The 20,041-nt window shown below is 29.7% G+C and carries 13 protein-coding genes; 5 read left to right on the top strand and 8 right to left on the bottom strand.

Annotation, left to right across the window (positions count from 1 at the left end; genetic code table 11):
* Positions 1 to 33 precede the first annotated feature (33 nt).
* From BMUR_RS12460 to BMUR_RS12445, 4 genes are all read left to right on the top strand, one after another.
* A complete protein-coding gene (locus tag BMUR_RS12460) occupies positions 34 to 1,251 on the top strand; it encodes an ABC transporter permease subunit (RefSeq protein ID WP_013114899.1) in 1,218 nt (405 codons plus the stop codon).
* A 28-nt stretch (positions 1,252 to 1,279) separates the two neighbouring features.
* Positions 1,280 to 2,302 carry an ABC transporter substrate-binding protein gene (locus BMUR_RS12455; RefSeq protein WP_013114898.1) on the top strand — a complete coding sequence of 341 codons (1,023 nt, stop codon included), beginning with the start codon at positions 1,280 to 1,282 and terminating at the stop codon, positions 2,300 to 2,302.
* Positions 2,303 to 2,337: 35 nt separating this feature from the next.
* Positions 2,338 to 4,119, top strand: coding sequence for an L-fucose isomerase (locus BMUR_RS12450; protein ID WP_013114897.1), 1,782 nt, complete (start codon positions 2,338 to 2,340; stop codon positions 4,117 to 4,119).
* Positions 4,120 to 4,198: 79 nt separating this feature from the next.
* Positions 4,199 to 4,636 carry an RbsD/FucU family protein gene (locus BMUR_RS12445; protein ID WP_013114896.1) on the top strand — a complete coding sequence of 146 codons (438 nt, stop codon included), beginning with the start codon at positions 4,199 to 4,201 and terminating at the stop codon, positions 4,634 to 4,636.
* Positions 4,637 to 4,716: 80 nt separating this feature from the next.
* Here the strand turns inward: BMUR_RS12445 and BMUR_RS12440 are convergent, their stop codons facing one another.
* The 6 genes from BMUR_RS12440 to BMUR_RS12415 all read right to left on the bottom strand — a co-directional run bounded on the left by BMUR_RS12440 (position 4,717) and on the right by BMUR_RS12415 (position 15,345).
* Positions 4,717 to 6,336, bottom strand: coding sequence for a gamma-glutamyltransferase family protein (locus BMUR_RS12440; protein ID WP_013114895.1), 1,620 nt, complete (start codon positions 6,334 to 6,336; stop codon positions 4,717 to 4,719).
* Between the two features lie 45 nt (positions 6,337 to 6,381).
* Positions 6,382 to 8,424 carry a GTPase ObgE gene (obgE, locus tag BMUR_RS12435; RefSeq protein ID WP_013114894.1) on the bottom strand — a complete coding sequence of 681 codons (2,043 nt, stop codon included), beginning with the start codon at positions 8,422 to 8,424 and terminating at the stop codon, positions 6,382 to 6,384.
* A 506-nt stretch (positions 8,425 to 8,930) separates the two neighbouring features.
* Positions 8,931 to 9,554 (bottom strand): Pr6Pr family membrane protein, encoded by a 624-nt coding sequence (locus BMUR_RS12430; RefSeq protein WP_013114893.1) that lies wholly within the window; start codon positions 9,552 to 9,554, stop codon positions 8,931 to 8,933.
* Positions 9,555 to 9,668: 114 nt separating this feature from the next.
* Entirely contained in the window at positions 9,669 to 12,860 is a 3,192-nt protein-coding gene (gene carB / locus BMUR_RS12425) for a carbamoyl-phosphate synthase large subunit (protein ID WP_013114892.1), read from the bottom strand.
* A complete protein-coding gene (carA, locus tag BMUR_RS12420; protein ID WP_013114891.1) occupies positions 12,853 to 13,932 on the bottom strand; it encodes a glutamine-hydrolyzing carbamoyl-phosphate synthase small subunit in 1,080 nt (359 codons plus the stop codon). Before carA ends, carB begins: the two co-directional genes overlap by 8 nt.
* 747 nt (positions 13,933 to 14,679) lie before the next feature.
* Positions 14,680 to 15,345 carry an L-fuculose-phosphate aldolase gene (locus BMUR_RS12415; protein ID WP_013114890.1) on the bottom strand — a complete coding sequence of 222 codons (666 nt, stop codon included), beginning with the start codon at positions 15,343 to 15,345 and terminating at the stop codon, positions 14,680 to 14,682.
* A 160-nt stretch (positions 15,346 to 15,505) separates the two neighbouring features.
* Between BMUR_RS12415 and BMUR_RS12410 the strand changes: the two genes are divergently transcribed.
* Positions 15,506 to 16,681, top strand: coding sequence for an ankyrin repeat domain-containing protein (locus BMUR_RS12410; protein WP_013114889.1), 1,176 nt, complete (start codon positions 15,506 to 15,508; stop codon positions 16,679 to 16,681).
* Positions 16,682 to 16,756: 75 nt separating this feature from the next.
* Here the strand turns inward: BMUR_RS12410 and BMUR_RS15100 are convergent, their stop codons facing one another.
* A complete protein-coding gene (locus tag BMUR_RS15100; protein WP_244833452.1) occupies positions 16,757 to 17,230 on the bottom strand; it encodes a hypothetical protein in 474 nt (157 codons plus the stop codon).
* A gap of 875 nt (positions 17,231 to 18,105) precedes the next feature.
* Positions 18,106 to 19,899 carry a phosphoenolpyruvate carboxykinase (GTP) gene (locus BMUR_RS12400; RefSeq protein ID WP_013114887.1) on the bottom strand — a complete coding sequence of 598 codons (1,794 nt, stop codon included), beginning with the start codon at positions 19,897 to 19,899 and terminating at the stop codon, positions 18,106 to 18,108.
* Positions 19,900 to 20,041 lie beyond the last annotated feature (142 nt).

Raw genomic sequence — 20,041 nt, 5'->3', positions numbered from 1 at the left:
ATAATAAAAATAAAATAAAATGGAGTGAATCATATGTACAATATCGAAAACAATACTTTTACTGGAAAGCTATGTTTCAAAGCTAAAATGAGAAGAAGGACAAGAAATATATTAATTTATTTGAAGAAGAATGGACTTCAAAAATTTTTAACAATTGTTGCTCTTCTTATTTTGTATGTATTTTTTGTTATAGCTGGAAGAAATTTCTTCACTTTTGATACATTTTCTTTGATATTAAGAAACTCATATTTTATAGGTTTTTTAGCTATAGGAGTAACATTTGTTATAATTACTGGCGGTATTGATTTGTCTATAGGATCACTTTCATTATTTGCTGCTATGGTAGGCGGTGTAATGATAACTAATTTTCAAACTCCTATGTGGGCTGTGCTTATTATAGTTATAGCTGTTGCTACTTTAGGCGGATTTATAAATGGTTTTTTAATTTCATATTTTAATTTGCCTCCGTTTATTGCTACTTTGGGTATGCTTATGGTTACTAAAGGTTTATCAGGTATAGTTTCAAAATCTCAGACTATATACTACCCTACTATAACAGATCCTCAGTATGGCTGGTTCAGAGTATTATTTAATGCAACAGAATCTAATTTCCCATCTGGTTTTATAATGCTTGCCATATTTACTATAATATCTATAATCGTATTAACTAAAACTATAGTTGGAAGATATATATTCGCTTTAGGAAGCAATGAAGAGGCGGCAAGACTTTCTGGTATAAAAACTAACAAATGGAAAATAATAGCATATACAATAGCTGGATTCTTCTGCGGTATAGGAGGTTTGGCTTTTGCTGCTAGTTATTCTAGTATAAGTCCGGGAGCTGGACAAGGTTATGAATTTGATGCAATTGCTGCTGTAGTTATAGGAGGTACATCTCTTTCCGGAGGCGTTGGCTCTATAATAGGTACAATAATAGGTGTATATATAATGTCTGTACTAAAAGTAGGACTTCCTTCTGTAGGCGTAGAACAATTCTTCCAATACTTTACTATAGGTATAGTAGTTATTATAGCTGTACTTATAGATGTTTATAGAATAAAAATGTCTAATAAAGTTAAAAAAGCAGATGTAAAAAAAGAGAGAATGGAACAGTTGGAAGAAGAAATAGAATCTTTTAGAATAAAAATAGATTATATGATATCTGATAATAGTAAAGACTATTCAAAAGAGATATCAGAAGTACAATCTAAAATTAATAGTTTAATAGAAGAAAAGAAAAAATTAAAATAAATAAAAAATAAAAAACAAGGAGAATAAAATGAAAAAAATTTTATTACTAGCTACTACTTTAATAGGATTAACAGTTATGTTATCAAGCTGCGGAAACAAAGATCCGTATATAGCTGTTGTATCTAAAGGATTCCAGCACAAGTTTTGGGTAACTGTTAGAGACGGTGCCGAAGCTGCTGCTAAACAAAATGGTGTAAAAATAAGTTTTGTTGGTCCTGAAACAGAATCTGACTCAAAAATACAGCAGGACTTGTTAGATAGTGAAATTAATAAAAACCCAGATGCTATAGCTTTTGCTGCTGTAACAGGGGATTTTACTGAACAGATTAAAAGAATAAAAGAAAAAAACATACCTCTAATAGGTTTTGACTCTGGTATATTACCAGACCAAGCTCAAGGTGCTGTACTTGCTACTGCTTCTACTGATAACAGAGCTGCTGCTGCTATAGTTGCTGATAAAATGTTTGAAGCTTTAAAAACAAGAATAGCTGCATTCACTTCTGATAATAAAGCTAAAATAGCTGTTCTTCAATTAGATAACTCTGATACTGGTATAGGAAGAGCTGAAGGTTTTGTAAAAAGATTTACTGAATTAGCTGACGGAGACGCTGCTACTGCAGGAAAATATGCTTTACAGGTTATAGTTCCTACTACTCAAAATGAAGCTGATATAGCTAATGAAGTTAATGCTTTAAGAGGTAAAAGTGTTTTAGGAATATACTTATCTAATGAAGCTATGGCAAGAGGTTTCTTAGTAGTATATAAAAGTGCTGAAGCAGGTGCTGCTAACACTATAGTTGGTGATGCTCAAGACGGCGGAGATTTGGTTGTTATGGGATTTGACTCTGGAAAACCTCAGTTAGATGCTATAAGAAACGGAATAATACAAGGTTCTGTTACTCAAGACCCTTACAGCATTGGTTTCCAGGCTGTTACTTTAGCATATAAAGCTTCTAAAGGTGAATCTGTTTCTAATATAGATACTGGTGCTAAATGGTATGATAAAACTAATATAGACGATCCTGAAATAGCTAAATTATTATACGAATAAAATTATATAAAATTTAAGGAGGAATTATAACAATTATGTTTAGAATGCAAAATAATTTACCAAAAGTTGGTATAAGACCTGTTATAGACGGAAGAAGAAATGGGGTTAGAGAATCCCTTGAAGATACCACTATGAACATGGCAAAAATAGCTGCAAAACTTATAGAAGAAAATATAAAACACCCTAGCGGAGAAAAAGTTGAATGTGTAATCTCTGATACTACTATAGGCGGTGTTGCTGAAGCTGCAAGATGTCAGAAAAAATTTGATGAAAATAATGTGAAACTAACTCTTACTGTTACACCTTGCTGGTGTTATGGTTCTGAAACTATTGATATGACCCCAGCAATACCTAAAGCTATATGGGGCTTCAATGGTACTGAAAGACCCGGTGCTGTTTATTTGGCTGCTGCTGATGCCGGACATACTCAATTAGGACTTCCTGTTTTCTCAATCTACGGTAAAGATGTTCAGGATGCAGGAGATGAAAACATACCTGAAGATGTTAGAGAAAAAATACTTAGATTTGTAAGAGCTGGTCTTGCTGTTGCTACTATGAAAGATCAATCTTATGTAAGTATGGGCTACGTTGCTATGGGTATTATGGGTTCTATGGTTGACGCTGAATTCTTACTTGACTATTTAGGAATGAGAACTGAATTTGTAGATATGAGCGAAATCAAAAGAAGATTAGAACTAGAAATATATGATAAAGAAGAGTTCAAAAAAGCATGGGAATGGGCTAAACAATGTAAATTCGGCTCTGACAACAATAAAGTAAAAGCCACTGATGAACAAAAAGAAAAAGAATGGGCTACTTCAATTAAAATGGCTATGATTATGCGTGATTTAATGGTAGGAAATCCTAAATTAGCTGAAATGGGATATATAGAAGAAGCTCAAGGTCATAATGCTATAGTTGGTGGTTTCCAAGGACAAAGGCATTGGACTGACTTTATGCCTAACGGAGACTTTGCTGAAGCTATTCTTAATTCATCTTTTGACTGGAACGGTATAAGAGAACCTTATGTTGTTGCTACTGAAAATGACTCTTTGAATGGTCTTTCTATGTTGTTTGCTCATTTATTAACAAGTAGATCTCAACTATTCGCTGATGTTAGAACTTATTGGAGTCCTGAAGCTGTTAAAAGAGTTACTGGTAAAGAGCTTACTGGAAAAGCTAAAGATGGTATAATTCACTTGATAAACTCTGGTGCTGCTTCATTAGACTGGACTGGAGAACAGAAAGTTAATGGAAACCCTGCTTTAAAAGAGTACTGGAATATTACAGAAGAAGAAGCTAAAAAATGTCTTGATGCAACTCAATTCTCACCTGCTAACAGAGAATACTTCAGAGGAGGCGGATTCTCTTCTACTTTCTTAACTAAAGGTGAAATGCCTATGACTATTATAAGGCTTAATTTAGTTAAAGGGTTTGGACCTGTACTTCAAATAGCTGAAGGTTATGCTGTTAATATTGACGACAGTATATTTGACCCTATTAACAAAAGAACGGACTCTACTTGGCCTACTACTTGGTTTGCTCCTATACTTACAGGAAAAGACTCTTTCAAAGATGTTTATTCTGTTATGAATGATTGGGGGGCTAATCACTGTGCTGCTGCTTATGGTCATATAGGTGCTGATTTAATCACATTGGCTTCTATGCTTCGTATACCTGTAAGTATGCATAATGTAAGCGAAGAGAGAATATTCAGACCTAAAGCATGGAAAGCATTTGGTACAAAAGATACTGAAGGTGCTGACTTTAGAGCATGCAAACATTTCGGACCTTTATTTGGAAAAGTAACTAGGTAATAATAATTTTTCTTAAGTCCCATTTAGTACTATAATATTAAATGGGGCTTTTGTAAAAATAATTTTAAGGAATAGTAATATGTTAAAAGGAATAGATCCTGTTGTTTCACCAGAACTATTAAAAATATTATGTGAAATGGGGCATGGCAGTGAAATTTTATTTGCTGACGGTAATTTTCCTTCTCATGATTATAATGTAAAAAAAATTATAAGACTTGACGGAATAGATATACCTACTGTTTTGAAAGCTATTATGCCTTTATTTCCATTGGATACTTTCGTAGAAAGCCCTGTTGTATTAATGCAGCCTAATGCTGATTTTGGCAGAGAACCTGATGTATGGATTAAATACAAAGATATAATAGCAAAACATCAAAAAGTAAATTATGAATATCTGGAAAGATTTGCATATTATGACAGATGCAAAAATGTTTATGCTATTGCTGCTACAAGCGAACTTGAAATATATGCAAATATTATACTCAAAAAAGGTGTAATTTTTCCAGACAAGAAATAATGTCCCTAAAATATAAAATCTTTTAGCAAGTCTTTAATTTATTTAAAGGCTTGTTATTTTTTTACTTTTTTAGATTTAATCTAGCAAACGGCTATAGCTGAATCAGTCCTTCCATCGCAGCCGGCAAAATAAACACCATTATCATTTTTTAATATAATCTGTCCGCGTCCGAAATACCCAAAGTATGTAAGATAATCTTTTTTTGTTATATTATGTCCAAGTAATGAAAGTTCTTTATAGATATTATTATCAAAATTATATTCTAATTCTATATTTTTATCACCCACCCACTGCCATCTAGGTTTATCTAATGCTGCCTGCGGATTTAAATCATAATCTATCAAATTACTTATAACCTGAACATGTCCCTGAGGCTGCATAAAAGCCCCCATTACACCTAATGCTCCGTAAAGTTTTGAATCTTTGCGTATAAAGGCTGGTATTATAGTGTGATAAGGCTTTTTATGTGCTGATACAAAATTATCAGAATTTGGATCTAATGAAAAGTTAGCACCTCTGTTTTGCAAAGCTATACCTGTTTCTGGAATTACTATTCCGGAACCGAAAGCCGTATAATTACTCTGAATATATGAAACCATATTTCCGTAACTGTCTGAAGATGCTAAATAAACAGTGTCCCCTGATGAGAATATATTATTTATAGGCTCTAATGCTTTGTCTTTATTTATGAGTGAAGCTCTTTTTTTAGCATATTCTTTTGAAAGCATTTCTTCAATAGAAGTTTTCATATAATTAATATCTGCAACATATTTTTTTGTGTCTGTAAAAGCTAGTTTCAAAGCCTCTATTTGATAATGTACTTTTTCTAATTCGCTTAAATCTTTAAAATCAAAATTTGATAAAATATTTAAAGTCATTAATACAGTAATACCATGTCCGTTTGGAGGAATTTCATAAATATCATAACCTCTGTAATTAGTAGTTATAGGAGTAACGAACTCCGGATAATATTCATTTAAATCCTCTTTATATAAATATCCTCCGTATTTTCTCATAAATGCATCTATTTTTTCAGCATATTCTCCTCTATAAATACACTCTGCATCTGTTTTTCCTATATCATATAAAGTTTTAGCATGATATGGAAGTTTTACTATCTCCCCAAGATTTGGAGTTTTTCCATTAAAAGTAAAAGTATCAAACCAATATTTAAACTCTTCTTTTTTTAAATTATCAGAAGCATTTAAATACATATTATAAGCCTCTTTCCAATCAAGTGCCGCTTGAGGCTGAATAGCATATCCTTCTTTTGCATATCTAATGGCAGGCTCAAGCACATCAATAAGTTTTAACTTACCAAATTTTTTTATAAGAAGAGCCCAAACTGATGGAATGCCTCCAACAGTTACTGGAATAACTCCGTATAAAGGTATTTTATCAAAATTACATGAAAGTATTTTATCAATATCCAAATTCTTTGGAGAAAATCCGCTTCCATTAATTGCATACATTTTATTTTCAAAATTTATTATGGCAAAAGCATCTCCTCCAAGTCCATTTGAAGTGGGTTCAACAACTGTAAGTGCAGCTGCTGAAGCTATTGCTGCATCTACTGCATTACCGCCTTTTTTTATAATCTCTATTCCAGCCTCTGAAGCTAGTATATTGCTTGTTGAAACTATGTTCTTTCCAAATACAACATTACGTTTAGATGTATAAGTATTATCATAAAAGTTCATAATAAAATCCGTATTTTTTAATCAATAGCATTTTAAAAAATTATATCAAATATTAGCAGCGTAAGAAACTACTCCATTAACTATCTCTTCACGCACCTTTCCGCTTTCTATTAAATTTTTCAATAATTCCTTCACTCTATTTTCATCTTCATTGAAACTTACTGCTATCATATGAGAGGTATCAGGGTGTCTTATTAATAAATTTATTATATCTTCTTCAGTAATTTTTTTTACATTTCCCTTGGCATTGTCAGATACACTAGGAACATCTATTTCAATATCGCATTTGGCATTAAAATATTTTTTTACTTTTTCTAACTCTTCATCATTCAATGCCTTAGCTTTTTCATTGGCAGTTCTTCTAGTAGCTGTAACAAGCTGAACTTTATCTGGTTTTATTTTGTTTACTATTTTTATTATATCATCAAGTTCTTCTTTACTGTCGTTAATACCTTTAAGCAAAAACACCTCAAGCCAATACTCTCCTTTAAAAACTCTTCTAAACTCTATAAGACCATTAACCATTTTATCAAAATCAATTTCTTTATTAGGCTGATCTATTATCTTAAAAGTATCAATATTTCCAGCATCAAGAGAAGGTATTACCAAATCTGCCATAAGCAAATCAGAACGCATTTCCTGTTTATATAGCAAAGAACCATTAGTTATAATACATATTGGGATATCAGTTATCTGTTTTATTTCATAAATAAGTTTTTTTAAATCTTTATATAAAGTAGGCTCTCCAGAACCTGCAAATGTTATATAGTCAATATTTTTATTATTAAGCAAAGCCTCTTTTAATTCATAAATTATCTCATCAACCGAATAAAAATTGTGAAGAGATGTTCTAGTATTTTCTTCTGAACCTAATTGACAGTATATACAGTTATAACTGCATGTTTTATGAGGTATAACATCTATTCCCAAAGAATTACCAAGTCTCTTTGACATAACAGGTCCGAATACTCTTTTTGTTTTAAGTTTTGATTTATCTTTATTCTGATTAAGAAGTAAAGGCTCTTTTGTTTGTTTGGCTGTATTATCGTATCTCTCTTCATTGGCTTTATAAAATGCATTTATTACCTTATCAAGCATATCACCTTCCAAACTAAATACAGACAAAGCAAATATTTCCGGCTCTTCATAATGAGTTTCTTTGTTATTTTTATACTCTTTTTTTACGGCTTTCTCTATAGATTTGACCTTTTCTTTTATCTCATCTTCTTCAAGCATATCAGTTTTATTTAGTACAATAATAGACTTTTTCTTTATTAATTCTTTACTGTACTGTTTTAATTCATTTCTTAACTTTTTATAAGTATCTGCTACATCTTCATCGGTTAAATCTATAACAAAACATAAAGCACCAGTTCTCTCAATATGCCTTAAAAAAGTAAGACCAAGTCCAGCCCCTTCGCTAGCTCCTTCAATAATACCCGGTATATCAGCAATAACAAAACTTCTTTCATAATCCAGATAGCACACACCAAGATTAGGAGTTAAAGTAGTAAAAGGATATGATGCAATTTTAGGATTTGCTCTTGTTAGTCTTGCAAGCAAACTAGATTTTCCAGCATTAGGCATACCCACAAGTCCAATATCAGCAATTAATTTTACTTCAAGTCTTATATTGAGTTTTTCACCGTCCAAACCATGCTGGGCATAATCTGGTGCCTGATTTGTGGCAGTGGCATAAAATTTATTTCCTTTTCCGCCTTTGCCTCCTCTTGCAACAGTATAGCTTTGTCCGTCCTCAAGTAAATCAGCTAATATATTATTTGTATCTTCATCATAAATAACTGTTCCTATAGGCACTCTTATAACAACATCATCGCCTTTTTTACCATCGCTTAGTCTTGCTCTTCCGGGCTCTCCGTCTCTTGCTCTGAATCTTTTTCTGCTTTTTATCTTTCCGAAACTGTTTATTCTGGCATCAACTCTTACTATAACATCGCCTCCGTCTCCTCCATTGCCTCCGTCTGGACCGCCCATAGGTACATGTGCCTCACGTCTGAAACTTACGCTTCCTGCTCCTCCATGTCCTGCCTCTATTTCAAAGTTTACTACATCTATAAATTGATCCATTTTACTATTCCTTTACTATTATTTATTATCATTTTAATAAAAATAAATATCAAAATTATAAAGTATTCTTCAATTAAAAAAAATAATACACATTAATAATGAATACTTTATAAACTAATAATTATACTTAAACAATCATAATTTGTCAAATTTTAGTTATTTATGAATGTAATTATTGTTTATTAATAGTATAAAATATTTTTATAAACCAATAGAATATATTTTAAATATATAATAAATTAATTATTTTATATAATAGTATACCATAAATTTCCAAAGACAAACTTTTATATATAACTTAATCTTGAGCAACATATCATAAGAATAAATAATACATGTTGGAAGATACTTACAAAACGTTCATAATAAAGATTTGTATAACTTGAAATTGATAAACTTAAAAATTTTAAGTATTTAATATAGTTTAAATTATATATATAAAATGAAAATATTATAAACATTTTTAGATTATTTAGAATTTAATTGCAGCATTTATAAAAGTAAAATTATTTATAATGTTTACTAAATAACATGTCAATAAAATATTCTATATAACCCAAAAAAGCAAAAAACAAAGTGATAAAAAATACATTCCTTAATACCGTTTTAAATCCGTATTTATCTATATCAACAAAAAAGTAAGGATAATAACTTCCATCTGAAAAAGGACTTCCAACTCTAGCCCTTATAAGTACAAACACAAAATATAAAAGCGGTATTATAAGCCAAAGCAAAGGATCAACTATTTCATAAATGCCTTTCTTATCAAAAATTATATAATCAAAAATAGTCATAATAGGCAGTATATAATGAAGTATAATATTTCTAATATAATCAATGCCTTCTAATTTACCCGAAGTTGGACCCAATAAAAAATGATAAACTAAAAATGTAACTGTTATAGACATAGTAACAGCACCTTTAAATCTTGGATAAAATGTTTCTTTTTTCTTTATAATATTGAAAATGTCTAAAATAAAATAAATTATCACAAGTATATTGCTTTGATATGTGAAGTAGTATGCGGTTTCTATGTCAAGTTTAAAATTATCATAAAAAAAACCATTAAGTACAGCAAAAGCTCCGATTATAATTATTACTATTTTGTATATTATAGAAAAATTTGACATACTACACTCATAAAAATATTAATGTTACTAAATATTATAAATCTTTTTATAAATAAAAAAAGATGAACATAAAAAATAAATATGCTCATCTTTTTTAATTTATTTATAATACAATCAGGCAATAGGCATTATACTAAAGTTCATAGACTCTATTACTCTAAGCAAAGCATAAGCCGTATCTAATGATGTAATGCATGATATATTATTTTCAGCAGATGCCCTTCTTAATTCCAAACTATCAGAATGAGTCTGACTATTAGTTTCTATTGTATTTATAACATAATCAACCCTTCCAAGTCTTATAGTATCTACTATATTTTCAAAACCTTCTTCATCAATCTTTGAAACTTCCTTAACATAAAGACCTTCTCTTCTTAAAAAATTGGCAGTACCTTTTGTAGCATATATTCCATAACCAATATTAGAAAATCTTTTAGCCAAATCTAATACTTCATCTTTATGATTATCCGATATAGTAAGAAGAACATTCCCTTGAAGAGGTATTTTAACTCCGCTAGCTATCAATGCCTTATATAGAGCCTTCTCAAAATTAACATCAAAACCTAAAGCCTCTCCAGTACTTTTCATCTCTGGACCAAGTATAGTATCAACTCTTCTTAATTTGGCAAAAGAAAATACAGGTGCTTTAACAAATACATTTTTAGATTCTTCCTTGTATATATTATTATAACCTTGCTCTTTTAATGATTTCCCAAGTATACACATAGTAGCCGCATTAGCCATTTGAACATTTGTTATCTTGCTTAAAAACGGCACTGTTCTGCTGCTTCTAGGATTAACCTCAAGAACATAAACATTATCATTTTTATCAACTATAAACTGTATATTGTAAAGCCCTATAAAATTAAATCCCTCTCCTATTCTTTTGGTATAATCAATAATAGTATCTTTTACTTTTTTTGAAATAGTCTGTGCAGGATATACACTTATAGAATCCCCAGAGTGAATACCAGCTCTTTCAATATGCTCCATAATACCCGCAATAAATACATTATGCTCACTGTCAGCAATAGCATCAATTTCTATTTCTTTACCTATAACATATTTATCAATCAATATTGGAGCTTTATTGCTTATCTCTTTTACAGCAGTATCCATATATATTTTTAAAGAAACATCATTATCGACTATCTCCATAGCACGCCCTCCAAGTACATAACTCGGACGTACCAAAACAGGATAACCTATATCTTTAGCTATTATCACAGCTTCATCTATTGTAAAAGCAGTTTTTCCTTTAGGCTGAGGTATATCAAGAGCTTTTAACATCTCTTCAAATTCATGTCTGTCTTCTGCTTTATTAATATTTTCTAATGAAGTACCTAATATATTAACTCCATGCATAACTAATTTTTCAGCCAAATTAATAGCAGTTTGTCCGCCGAACTGTACTATAACTCCTCTTGGTTTTTCTAATTCCACTATATGCATAACGTCCTCTATAGTAAGAGGTTCAAAATAAAGTTTATCAGATATTGAAAAGTCTGTTGATACTGTTTCTGGATTATTATTTATCACTATAGCCTCATATCCAGCCTCTCTTATAGTCATAACACAGTGAACAGTAGAATAATCAAATTCAACACCCTGCCCTATTCTTATAGGTCCAGAACCTAATACTATTATACTTTCTTTGCCGCTTTTTACAGATTCATTTTCTTTTTCATAAGTAGAATAAAAATAAGGAGTCTCACTTTCAAACTCTCCAGCACAAGTATCAACCATTTTGTATACTGGCACTATATTATTTTCATGTCTTAATTTGTATAAATCAATCTCTTCAATGCCCCAAACTTTTGATATATAGCTGTCAGAAAATCCTCTCTCCTTACATTCTCTTAATACATCTATATTCATTTTATTATTTTCTAATTTTTCTTCTAATATAATTATATTTTTTATTTTTTCTAAAAAGAATCTGTCTATATGAGTAATATATATAATATCATTAATATCCTCACCTCTTCTTAAGAGTTCTGCTATAATAAATATTCTCAAATCGTCTCTTAATTCTATACGCTCCCATAATTTTTTAGTAGTATAATTAGAAACATCATTGTGCATTATATGATCGCATTTTATTTCAAGAGAACGCACAGCTTTTAAAAATGACTCTTCAAAATTACGTCCTATACTCATAACTTCGCCTGTAGCTTTCATCTGAGTGCCAAGCTGTCTGTCGGCATTAGGAAATTTATCAAAAGGAAGTCTTGGAAATTTTGTAACTATATAGTCAATAGAAGGCTCAAAACATGCATAGCTTTTTTTTGTAATAGGATTAAGTATTTCATCTAAAGTCATACCCACAGCTATTTTTGCACTTATCTTAGCAATAGGATAACCTGTTGCCTTACTAGCCAAAGCACTGGAACGCGATACTCTAGGATTAACTTCTATTATATAATAATTAAAACTTTTAGGATCAAGTGCAAGCTGTACATTGCATCCTCCGCAAATTTTCAAAGCTCTTATTATTTTAAGGCTTGCATTTCTAAGCATTTGATTTTCTCTGTCGCTTAACGTCTGACAGGGAGCTACTACTATACTGTCTCCAGTATGTATTCCTACTGGGTCAACATTTTCCATATTACATACTACTATAGCATTGTCATTATTATCACGCATAACCTCATATTCTATCTCTTTATATCCTGCAATACTCTTTTCAACCAAGCATTCATGTACTGGACTTATTTTTAATCCGCTTTCGCATATTTCGATTAACTCTTTTTCATTTCGTGCAAATCCGCCTCCAGTGCCTCCAAGAGTGTAAGCAGGACGTACAACCAAGTGATAACCTATTTTATTGGCAAAAGCAACTGCCTCTTCTACACTATGCACTATAACACTATCTGGTACAGGCTCATTAATATCATTCATAAGTTTTTTAAAAAGCTCTCTGTCTTCAGCACAGTTTATAGCATTTAAATCCGTTCCTAAAATTTCAACATTATATTCATCTAATATCCCACTTTCTGCAAGCTCAACAACCAAATTAAGGCCAGTTTGTCCTCCTAAAGAACCAAGTATCGCATCTGGTCTTTCTTTATAAATTATTCTTTTAGCAAAATTCAAATTAATAGGCTCAATATACACTTTATCTGCCACAGCACTATCAGTCATAATAGTAGCAGGATTAGAATTGATAAGTATAACCTCATAACCCTCTTCTTTTAAAGACTGGCAAGCCTGAGTACCTGCATAATCAAACTCTGCAGCCTGCCCTATCACTATAGGACCTGAACCTATTACTAATATTTTTTTTATATCATTTCTTTTAGGCATTTTTTACCCCTTCATTCATCATATTAATAAACTTGTCAAATAAATATTTACTATCCTCAGGTCCTGGATTAGACTCTGGGTGATACTGAACAGAAAATACAGGATATTTTTTATGTTTAACTCCCTCTACACTTCCATCATTTAAAGATACATGCGTCATAATTAAATTAGTATTATGTAAACTCTCTTTCTCAACAGCATAGCTATGATTCTGACTTGTTATGCTCACTTTTGAAGTTTCCAAATCTTTAACAGGGTGATTACCGCCCCTATGCCCAAATTTTAATTTAATCGTATTTGCTCCGCATGCCAAACTTATAAGCTGATGACCCAAACATATACCAAATATTGGTACTTTTCCTATAAGCTCTCTTATGGTATTAATTGATTCTTTTACATCTTTGGGATCCCCCGGTCCGTTTGAAAGCATTATACCGTCTGGATTTAAACTCATTATAGTTTTATAATCTGTATCATAAGGTACTACTACCAAATCGCAATCTCTTTTAGTTAACTCTCTTATTATTCCGAGTTTTGCTCCGAAATCAATCAGTACAACTTTCTTCCCTCTGTTGGGTATAGGAAAGGCATTTTTTGTAGAAACTCTTTTTACATGATCATTCATATAAGAAGTCTCTTTAAGCATTTTTACTATATCATCTTTATTATCTATAGTATCGCTCATTACAGCTTTAAGAGTGCCTGCTTCTCTTATTTTTTTTGTTATCTCTCTTGTATCAATATTTTCTATAGCTGGAATATTTTTTAATTTTAAAAACTCGTCTATAGTTTCAGCACTCCTGAAATTATTAGGACTTTTACAAGCCTCTTTAACTACAAATCCAAATATAGCTGGATTCAAACTCTCAAAATCATCTCTGTTTATACCGTAATTACCTATCAATGGATAAGTCATAACAGTTATTTGTCCGCAGTATGATAAATCTGAAAGTATCTCCTGATATCCTGTCATAGATGTATTAAAAACCAATTCACCTATTCTAAAATTATCAGAACCAAATCCTATGCCTTCATAATGACTTCCGTCTTCAAGTATTAAATAACGTTTCAATTTTAGCCTTCCTATTATTCTAAATTTTTTTTAGATTTTTGATTAAAATAAAAAAAAGATTGGAAATCAACAAAATGTCAATCTCCAATCTTTTTTAAGATTATAAAAAACTGCATCGTTTGCAGAACTTTTTTTAATTTATATTTCTTATAATTCATCATATTACTTTTCTATATTTTAATTTTATACACTATAACATATATAATTAATATTACAATCATTTTTTATAAAAAGTAAAATAATTTTATATTTTTGTAAATATATTATTAGCTTCATTTTAAGGCTTTTTCGTCAAATAAATCAAAATGGCAAATATAAAAATTAATATAAAACAATAATACTATATATATTTTTTTAATTATAAAATTTAGTATATACATAAATAATTATAATTTGTCAAAAATAAAATCATATTTTATTTTTAATATCTAGGTTTTTCACAGTAATACCATACCCAACTTTTTTGTATCTTTGTCCAACTTTGACTGCGAAATTCTATATTTAATACTAAATTCAGTAATTTATCATACTTGTAATACACAATTATTACTATTTAGTATTATTTTTATATTTGCACTTTATAAAAGAATGCCTATGTAATCATATTTTGAAATATCATATATTAAAACAGCATACAATGTTTATTTTTAACAAATTACATACTGTTTGATATATTAAAAAAATAATAATATATATATTTAATTTCATAAAAGAAAAAAGATATATTATTAAATTAATTTTAAAATATTATTTCTGGGCATTTAATCCGTAATTACCAAATTTTTTAAGTATTATATCCATATCTTCATCTGATAAAACATTATACTTACCAATTTTACTAAGTTCTACAAACTCCCTTGAAATATTTTCTACTTCTACCAAAACACCATAAGCTTTTTCTATAGTAGAATCAGAAACCACAAGTCCATGATTTTTCATAATACAAGCCTTATACCCTTTCATAGCCTTTGATATATTATTGCAAAGCTCTTCTGTACCGTAAGTAGCATATTCAGCACAAGGTATAATTTTTCCTCCCGCAACAGCAATCATATAATGTATGGCTGGTATATAATCAACTCCCATTATAGATACTACTGTAGAATATATAGAATGACTATGTATAACACAGTTAAAATCAGGATTATCTTTTAGTATTGATAAATGAAATCTCCATTCACTTGAAGGTCTTTTGCCTTCTTCTGACTTTCCGTTCTCATCAACAAAAACTATATTTTCGGCTTTCATAGTATCATAAGGCATACTTGAAGGTGTAATAAGCATACCGTTTTCAAAACGTACACTTACATTTCCAGATGTACCTTGATTAATACCGTCTTTTTGCATTCTAAGACATGTTTTTATTATATCATTAGACAATAATTTTCTATATTCATTTAATTGACTTATCATAGTATTTATCCTTAATATTTTATTTATTATTATTTTATTATAAACTATAATTTTATAAAAAATAGTGCTATTATGATAATTTGATTTTAAGTTAATACCATTACTTTATTTTTTTTATTATTTATGATATATTAAAAATAATTAATAATCGGAGAGTCATATGAAAAAGAACATTATAATTATATTATTAACAGTAATTACATCGCTATATTCAAATCAAATAAATGAAAGTAATAATGAAAAGTTAAAAAACACATCAATGACAAATGAAATAATAATGCCGAATGATGAATTATTAAAGCTATTAGAAAAAAATAAAAATAAAACAGGCGTTGCTGAAATGATTAAATTAATAAACGACGGCAGTATAAATGCTCAGTCAAAAGATGAAATTCTCATAGGCAATATTACACATTATACTAATACAACTCCTTTAATGATAGCCTCATCATACGGGCATTATGATATAGCAAAATCATTGATTGATAATGGGGCTTTAGTTAATTTAAGAGCAAGTGATGGATTTAATGCTTTAATGGAAGCTGTAAGAACTGATAATATAGAGATAGCAAAATTACTAATAAACAATAATTCTGATATAGATATAAAAAATAAAGACGGCAAAAATATGATTATACTTGCATGTGAAAATGGCAATGAAGAAATGTTTAATTTATTAGTAGCAAATAATGCAGATATAAATGAAAAATCATCTTGGGGAGCATCTGCACTTATTTATGCTTCTGAAAAAGGTAATATTAATATAATGAAATATTTAATAGATAATGGAATAGATGTTAATGGAAAAGCCGATGATAATGGGGATACTCCATTACTTTGGGCTGTTACAGGAGAAAATCCTTATGAAGCTTCAAAACTTTTAATAGAAAATGGTGCCAATGTAAATGCTACAAATGATGGCGGAGTTGCTCCTGCTACTATACTTGCAGCATCTACTCCTGAAGTGGTAAAACTCTTAAAAGATAATGGTGCCGATTTAGATACAAAATTTTTATATTATTATCCTCCTATAGCAATTGCTGCAGGTGAGGGTAATTTAGAAATAGTTAAGGCATTGGTTGAAAATGGGGCTGATGTGAACTATTATCCTAATGATATAAACTATACTGCAATATTTCATGCTATAGACCAACATAATTATGAAGTTGCTGAATACTTATTAAAAAATGGTGCGGATTTAAATATAAAATTAAATCCTCCTGATATTTATGGAGATGATATAAAAGACAGTTATAATGTTTTGGAATATGCAGAGGCTATTCAAGATAAAAAAATGATTGACATAGTAAAAAAATATTATAAGAAAAAAATGTAGGCTTTATGTTATTTACGGAAACTTTGAAAAGTATAAATATCAAAATTAATTCTTTACAAATTATAATTGCTTATATTAACTATAAAACAAAGGCATTATAAAACATACTATAAAAGCTATAATCCCATAAATGTATACATAACAGCTTCTATTATTTGTTAGTATAATACTTTTTATATTTTTTATACTGCCTAATTTTTTTAATGATTTTATATTATCAATGATTATCAAAAGAAAATGAACAAGCATTATTATATTTGTAAAAAGCAAAGTTAATTTATTTGGGCTTATTCCATATTCTTTTATTCTGTATAGAAGAGAGCTAAAAATGATTATATTAAAAATAAATGTTATGACAGGAAATATAATATAAACTATCTTTGTTAATATACTTGCTTTATAATCAATACGCACAAAAAATAAATTTACTGCTCCTATAGCAAGAGCTGCATTATAAAGTATAAAATTGATTCTAATATCATAAGGACTATTATAAGGCATATACATAGTAAATAAATATTTAACTATATTATATAAACTTATATACATTATTATTCTTGAAAAGTATATTGATATATTTTTATGCTTCATATCTTTTTTATATATGTTGTAAATTATAAAAGGAGTAAATGCAAATATATAAAAAATAAATAATACAAATGTATTTATAATTAAAAATGTATCAGAAAAAGTATTGATAAAAAAATCTTTAAATAAATTTATAATAAGTACAAAAACTATCATAAATATAATAGATGAAAATATAGAATAAAAAATAGAATATATAATCATATTTGCAGAGAAAGTAAATACTTCAGAAATATTTTTATAATTTTTATATTCGTTAAATGATAACGCAGTCATTATAAAAAATATAATATCTAAAAATAGATTTTTATTTAAAATAGTATGAACAAAAAAAATAAAATTATTATTAGCAGACATTATATCTTTAAATGTAAAATCCGAGGAAGGTATAAATACACTAAGAATGCCTATAAACAAAAATATAAAAAAAGTTATAAATGTATTTTTTTTATTATTCAAATTAAACAGTAAATTAAAACAAAACAAATAAAAAATCTTAAAAGAAAAAAAATAAGATGTTATTTGAGTTATTTTATAATTATCAATAGAAATGCCTTTAACAAATAATAAATACATTGTAAAAGGCATAACAAAAATTAATGCTAATATTATAATATTTTTTTGCGGGTATATTTTTAATTTTTTAAAAAAAGTATTCATAATTACAAAACTATAATATAAAATTTATAGAAATAGATTATATTTATTTTTAGAGTTTTTTCAACTTTTTAATTAATCATAAAATAATTGAATATAAAACAGCAATAAAAAAACCGACAGCTTAATATTAATTAAACTATCGGCTTATATTTTTTAAGAAAAACTATTGACTAAAATTATTTGCTTAATCTAGCTCTTAATTCTTCTAATTGTTTTTTAAGTCTAGCTGGAAGTCTTGAACCAAATTTAGTATAATGAGCTTCTATTTGATTAGCCTGATCTTTCCAAGCATCAACATCAACTCTCATAAGTTCTTTGAAATCAGCTTCTGGTATATCTAAACCTTTAAGGTCTAAATCGCCTTCTTTAGGCATTTTACCTATAGGAGTGTCAACAGCCTCAATTTTACCTTCAACTCTTTCACACATCCATTTTAATACTCTTGAATTATCACCGAATCCAGGCCATAACCATTTACCGTCAGCATTTTTTCTGAACCAGTTTACATAGAAGATTCTAGGAGCTTTATCGCCTAATTTATCTCCCATTTCAAGCCAGTGATTCATATAATCGCCCATATTGTATCCAGCAAATGGAAGCATAGCAAATGGGTCAAATCTTAATGCACCAACTGCACCAATATTAGCAGCAGTAGTTTCACTAGCAGCAGTAGAACCCATAAATACACCATGATCCCAGTTATAAGATTCATGTACCAAAGGCATAACAGAAGCTCTTCTTCCGCCGAAGATGAATATATCTATAGGTACACCTTTAGGATCTTCCCAGTCTGGACAAATTACAGGACATTGTCTAGCAGGAGCGGTAAATCTAGCATTAGGGTGAGCACCTTTTTCTCCGCTTTCTGGAGTCCAGTCATTACCTTTCCAGTCTATACCATGTTTAGGTGCAGGACCCATACCTTCCCACCATACATCGCCGTCATCTGTTTCTACACAGTTAGTAAATATTGTGTTTTCTTTGATAGATTCCATAGCCATAGGGTTAGAATCATAAGAAGTACCGGGAGCTACACCGAAGAAACCAGCTTCTGGGTTGATAGCATAAAGTCTTCCGTCATCTGGATTAATTTTCATCCAAGCAATATCATCACCTATAGTTTCACATTTCCACCCTGGGATTGTTGGCTGTAACATTGCAAGGTTAGTTTTACCGCAAGCACTTGGGAATGCAGCAGCTATATGGAATCTTTTGCCTTCTGGGTTAGTAAGACGTAAGATAAGCATGTGTTCTGCCATCCAGCCTTCTCTTCTAGCCATAGCAGAAGCAATACGTAAAGCAAAACATTTTTTACCAAGTAAAGCGTTTCCGCCGTAACCAGAACCATAAGACCAAATTAAGTTTTCATTAGGGAAATGAGAAATATATTTTTTCTCTATTGGAGCACAAGGCCATTTAGTATCTTTTTCACCGTCAGCAAGAGGAGCTCCCACAGAGTGTAAGCAAGGTATAAACTCACCGTCAGAACCTAATACTTCTAATACTTTAGTACCTACTCTAGTCATTATATGCATGTTACAAACAACATAAGGGCTGTCAGTAATTTCTACACCTATTTTAGCAATAGGAGAACCTACAGGACCCATAGAGAAAGGAATTACATACATAGTTCTGTTTTTCATACAGCCTTTGTATAATTCTTTCATAGTACCTTTTAATTCATCTGGAGCCATCCAGTGATTAGTAGGACCTGCATCTTCTTTATCTGGATAACTGATAAAAGTTCTATCTTCAACACGTGCTACATCAGAAGGATCGCTTCTGAAAGAGTGACTGTGAGGTCTTTTAGTTAAAGGCTTTGCTAAACCTAATTCTACTAAGCCGTTCATGCAGCTGTCATATTCTTCTTTAGTTCCATCACATACATATATATCTTTTGGCTGACACATATCTGCTACTTCTTTAATCCAAGCTTTTAGCTTCTCATGTTTTAAATCTTCAACCTTCATGAATATTACTCCTTATAAAAATTTGTTGCAAGTATTATACAATAAAATGATTTTTTAGTAAATGATTTTTATAAATTTATTCTTTATTTTATAAATATAACAAAATATATTTTTTTATCTGCAAAAAAACACAAAAAATTAA

This window comes from Brachyspira murdochii DSM 12563, from assembly GCF_000092845.1.
Classification (GTDB): Bacteria; Spirochaetota; Brachyspiria; order Brachyspirales; family Brachyspiraceae; genus Brachyspira; species Brachyspira murdochii.
The sequence above is the reverse complement of the archived record's forward strand: the minus strand, read 5'-3'. Positions and strand labels throughout refer to the sequence as shown.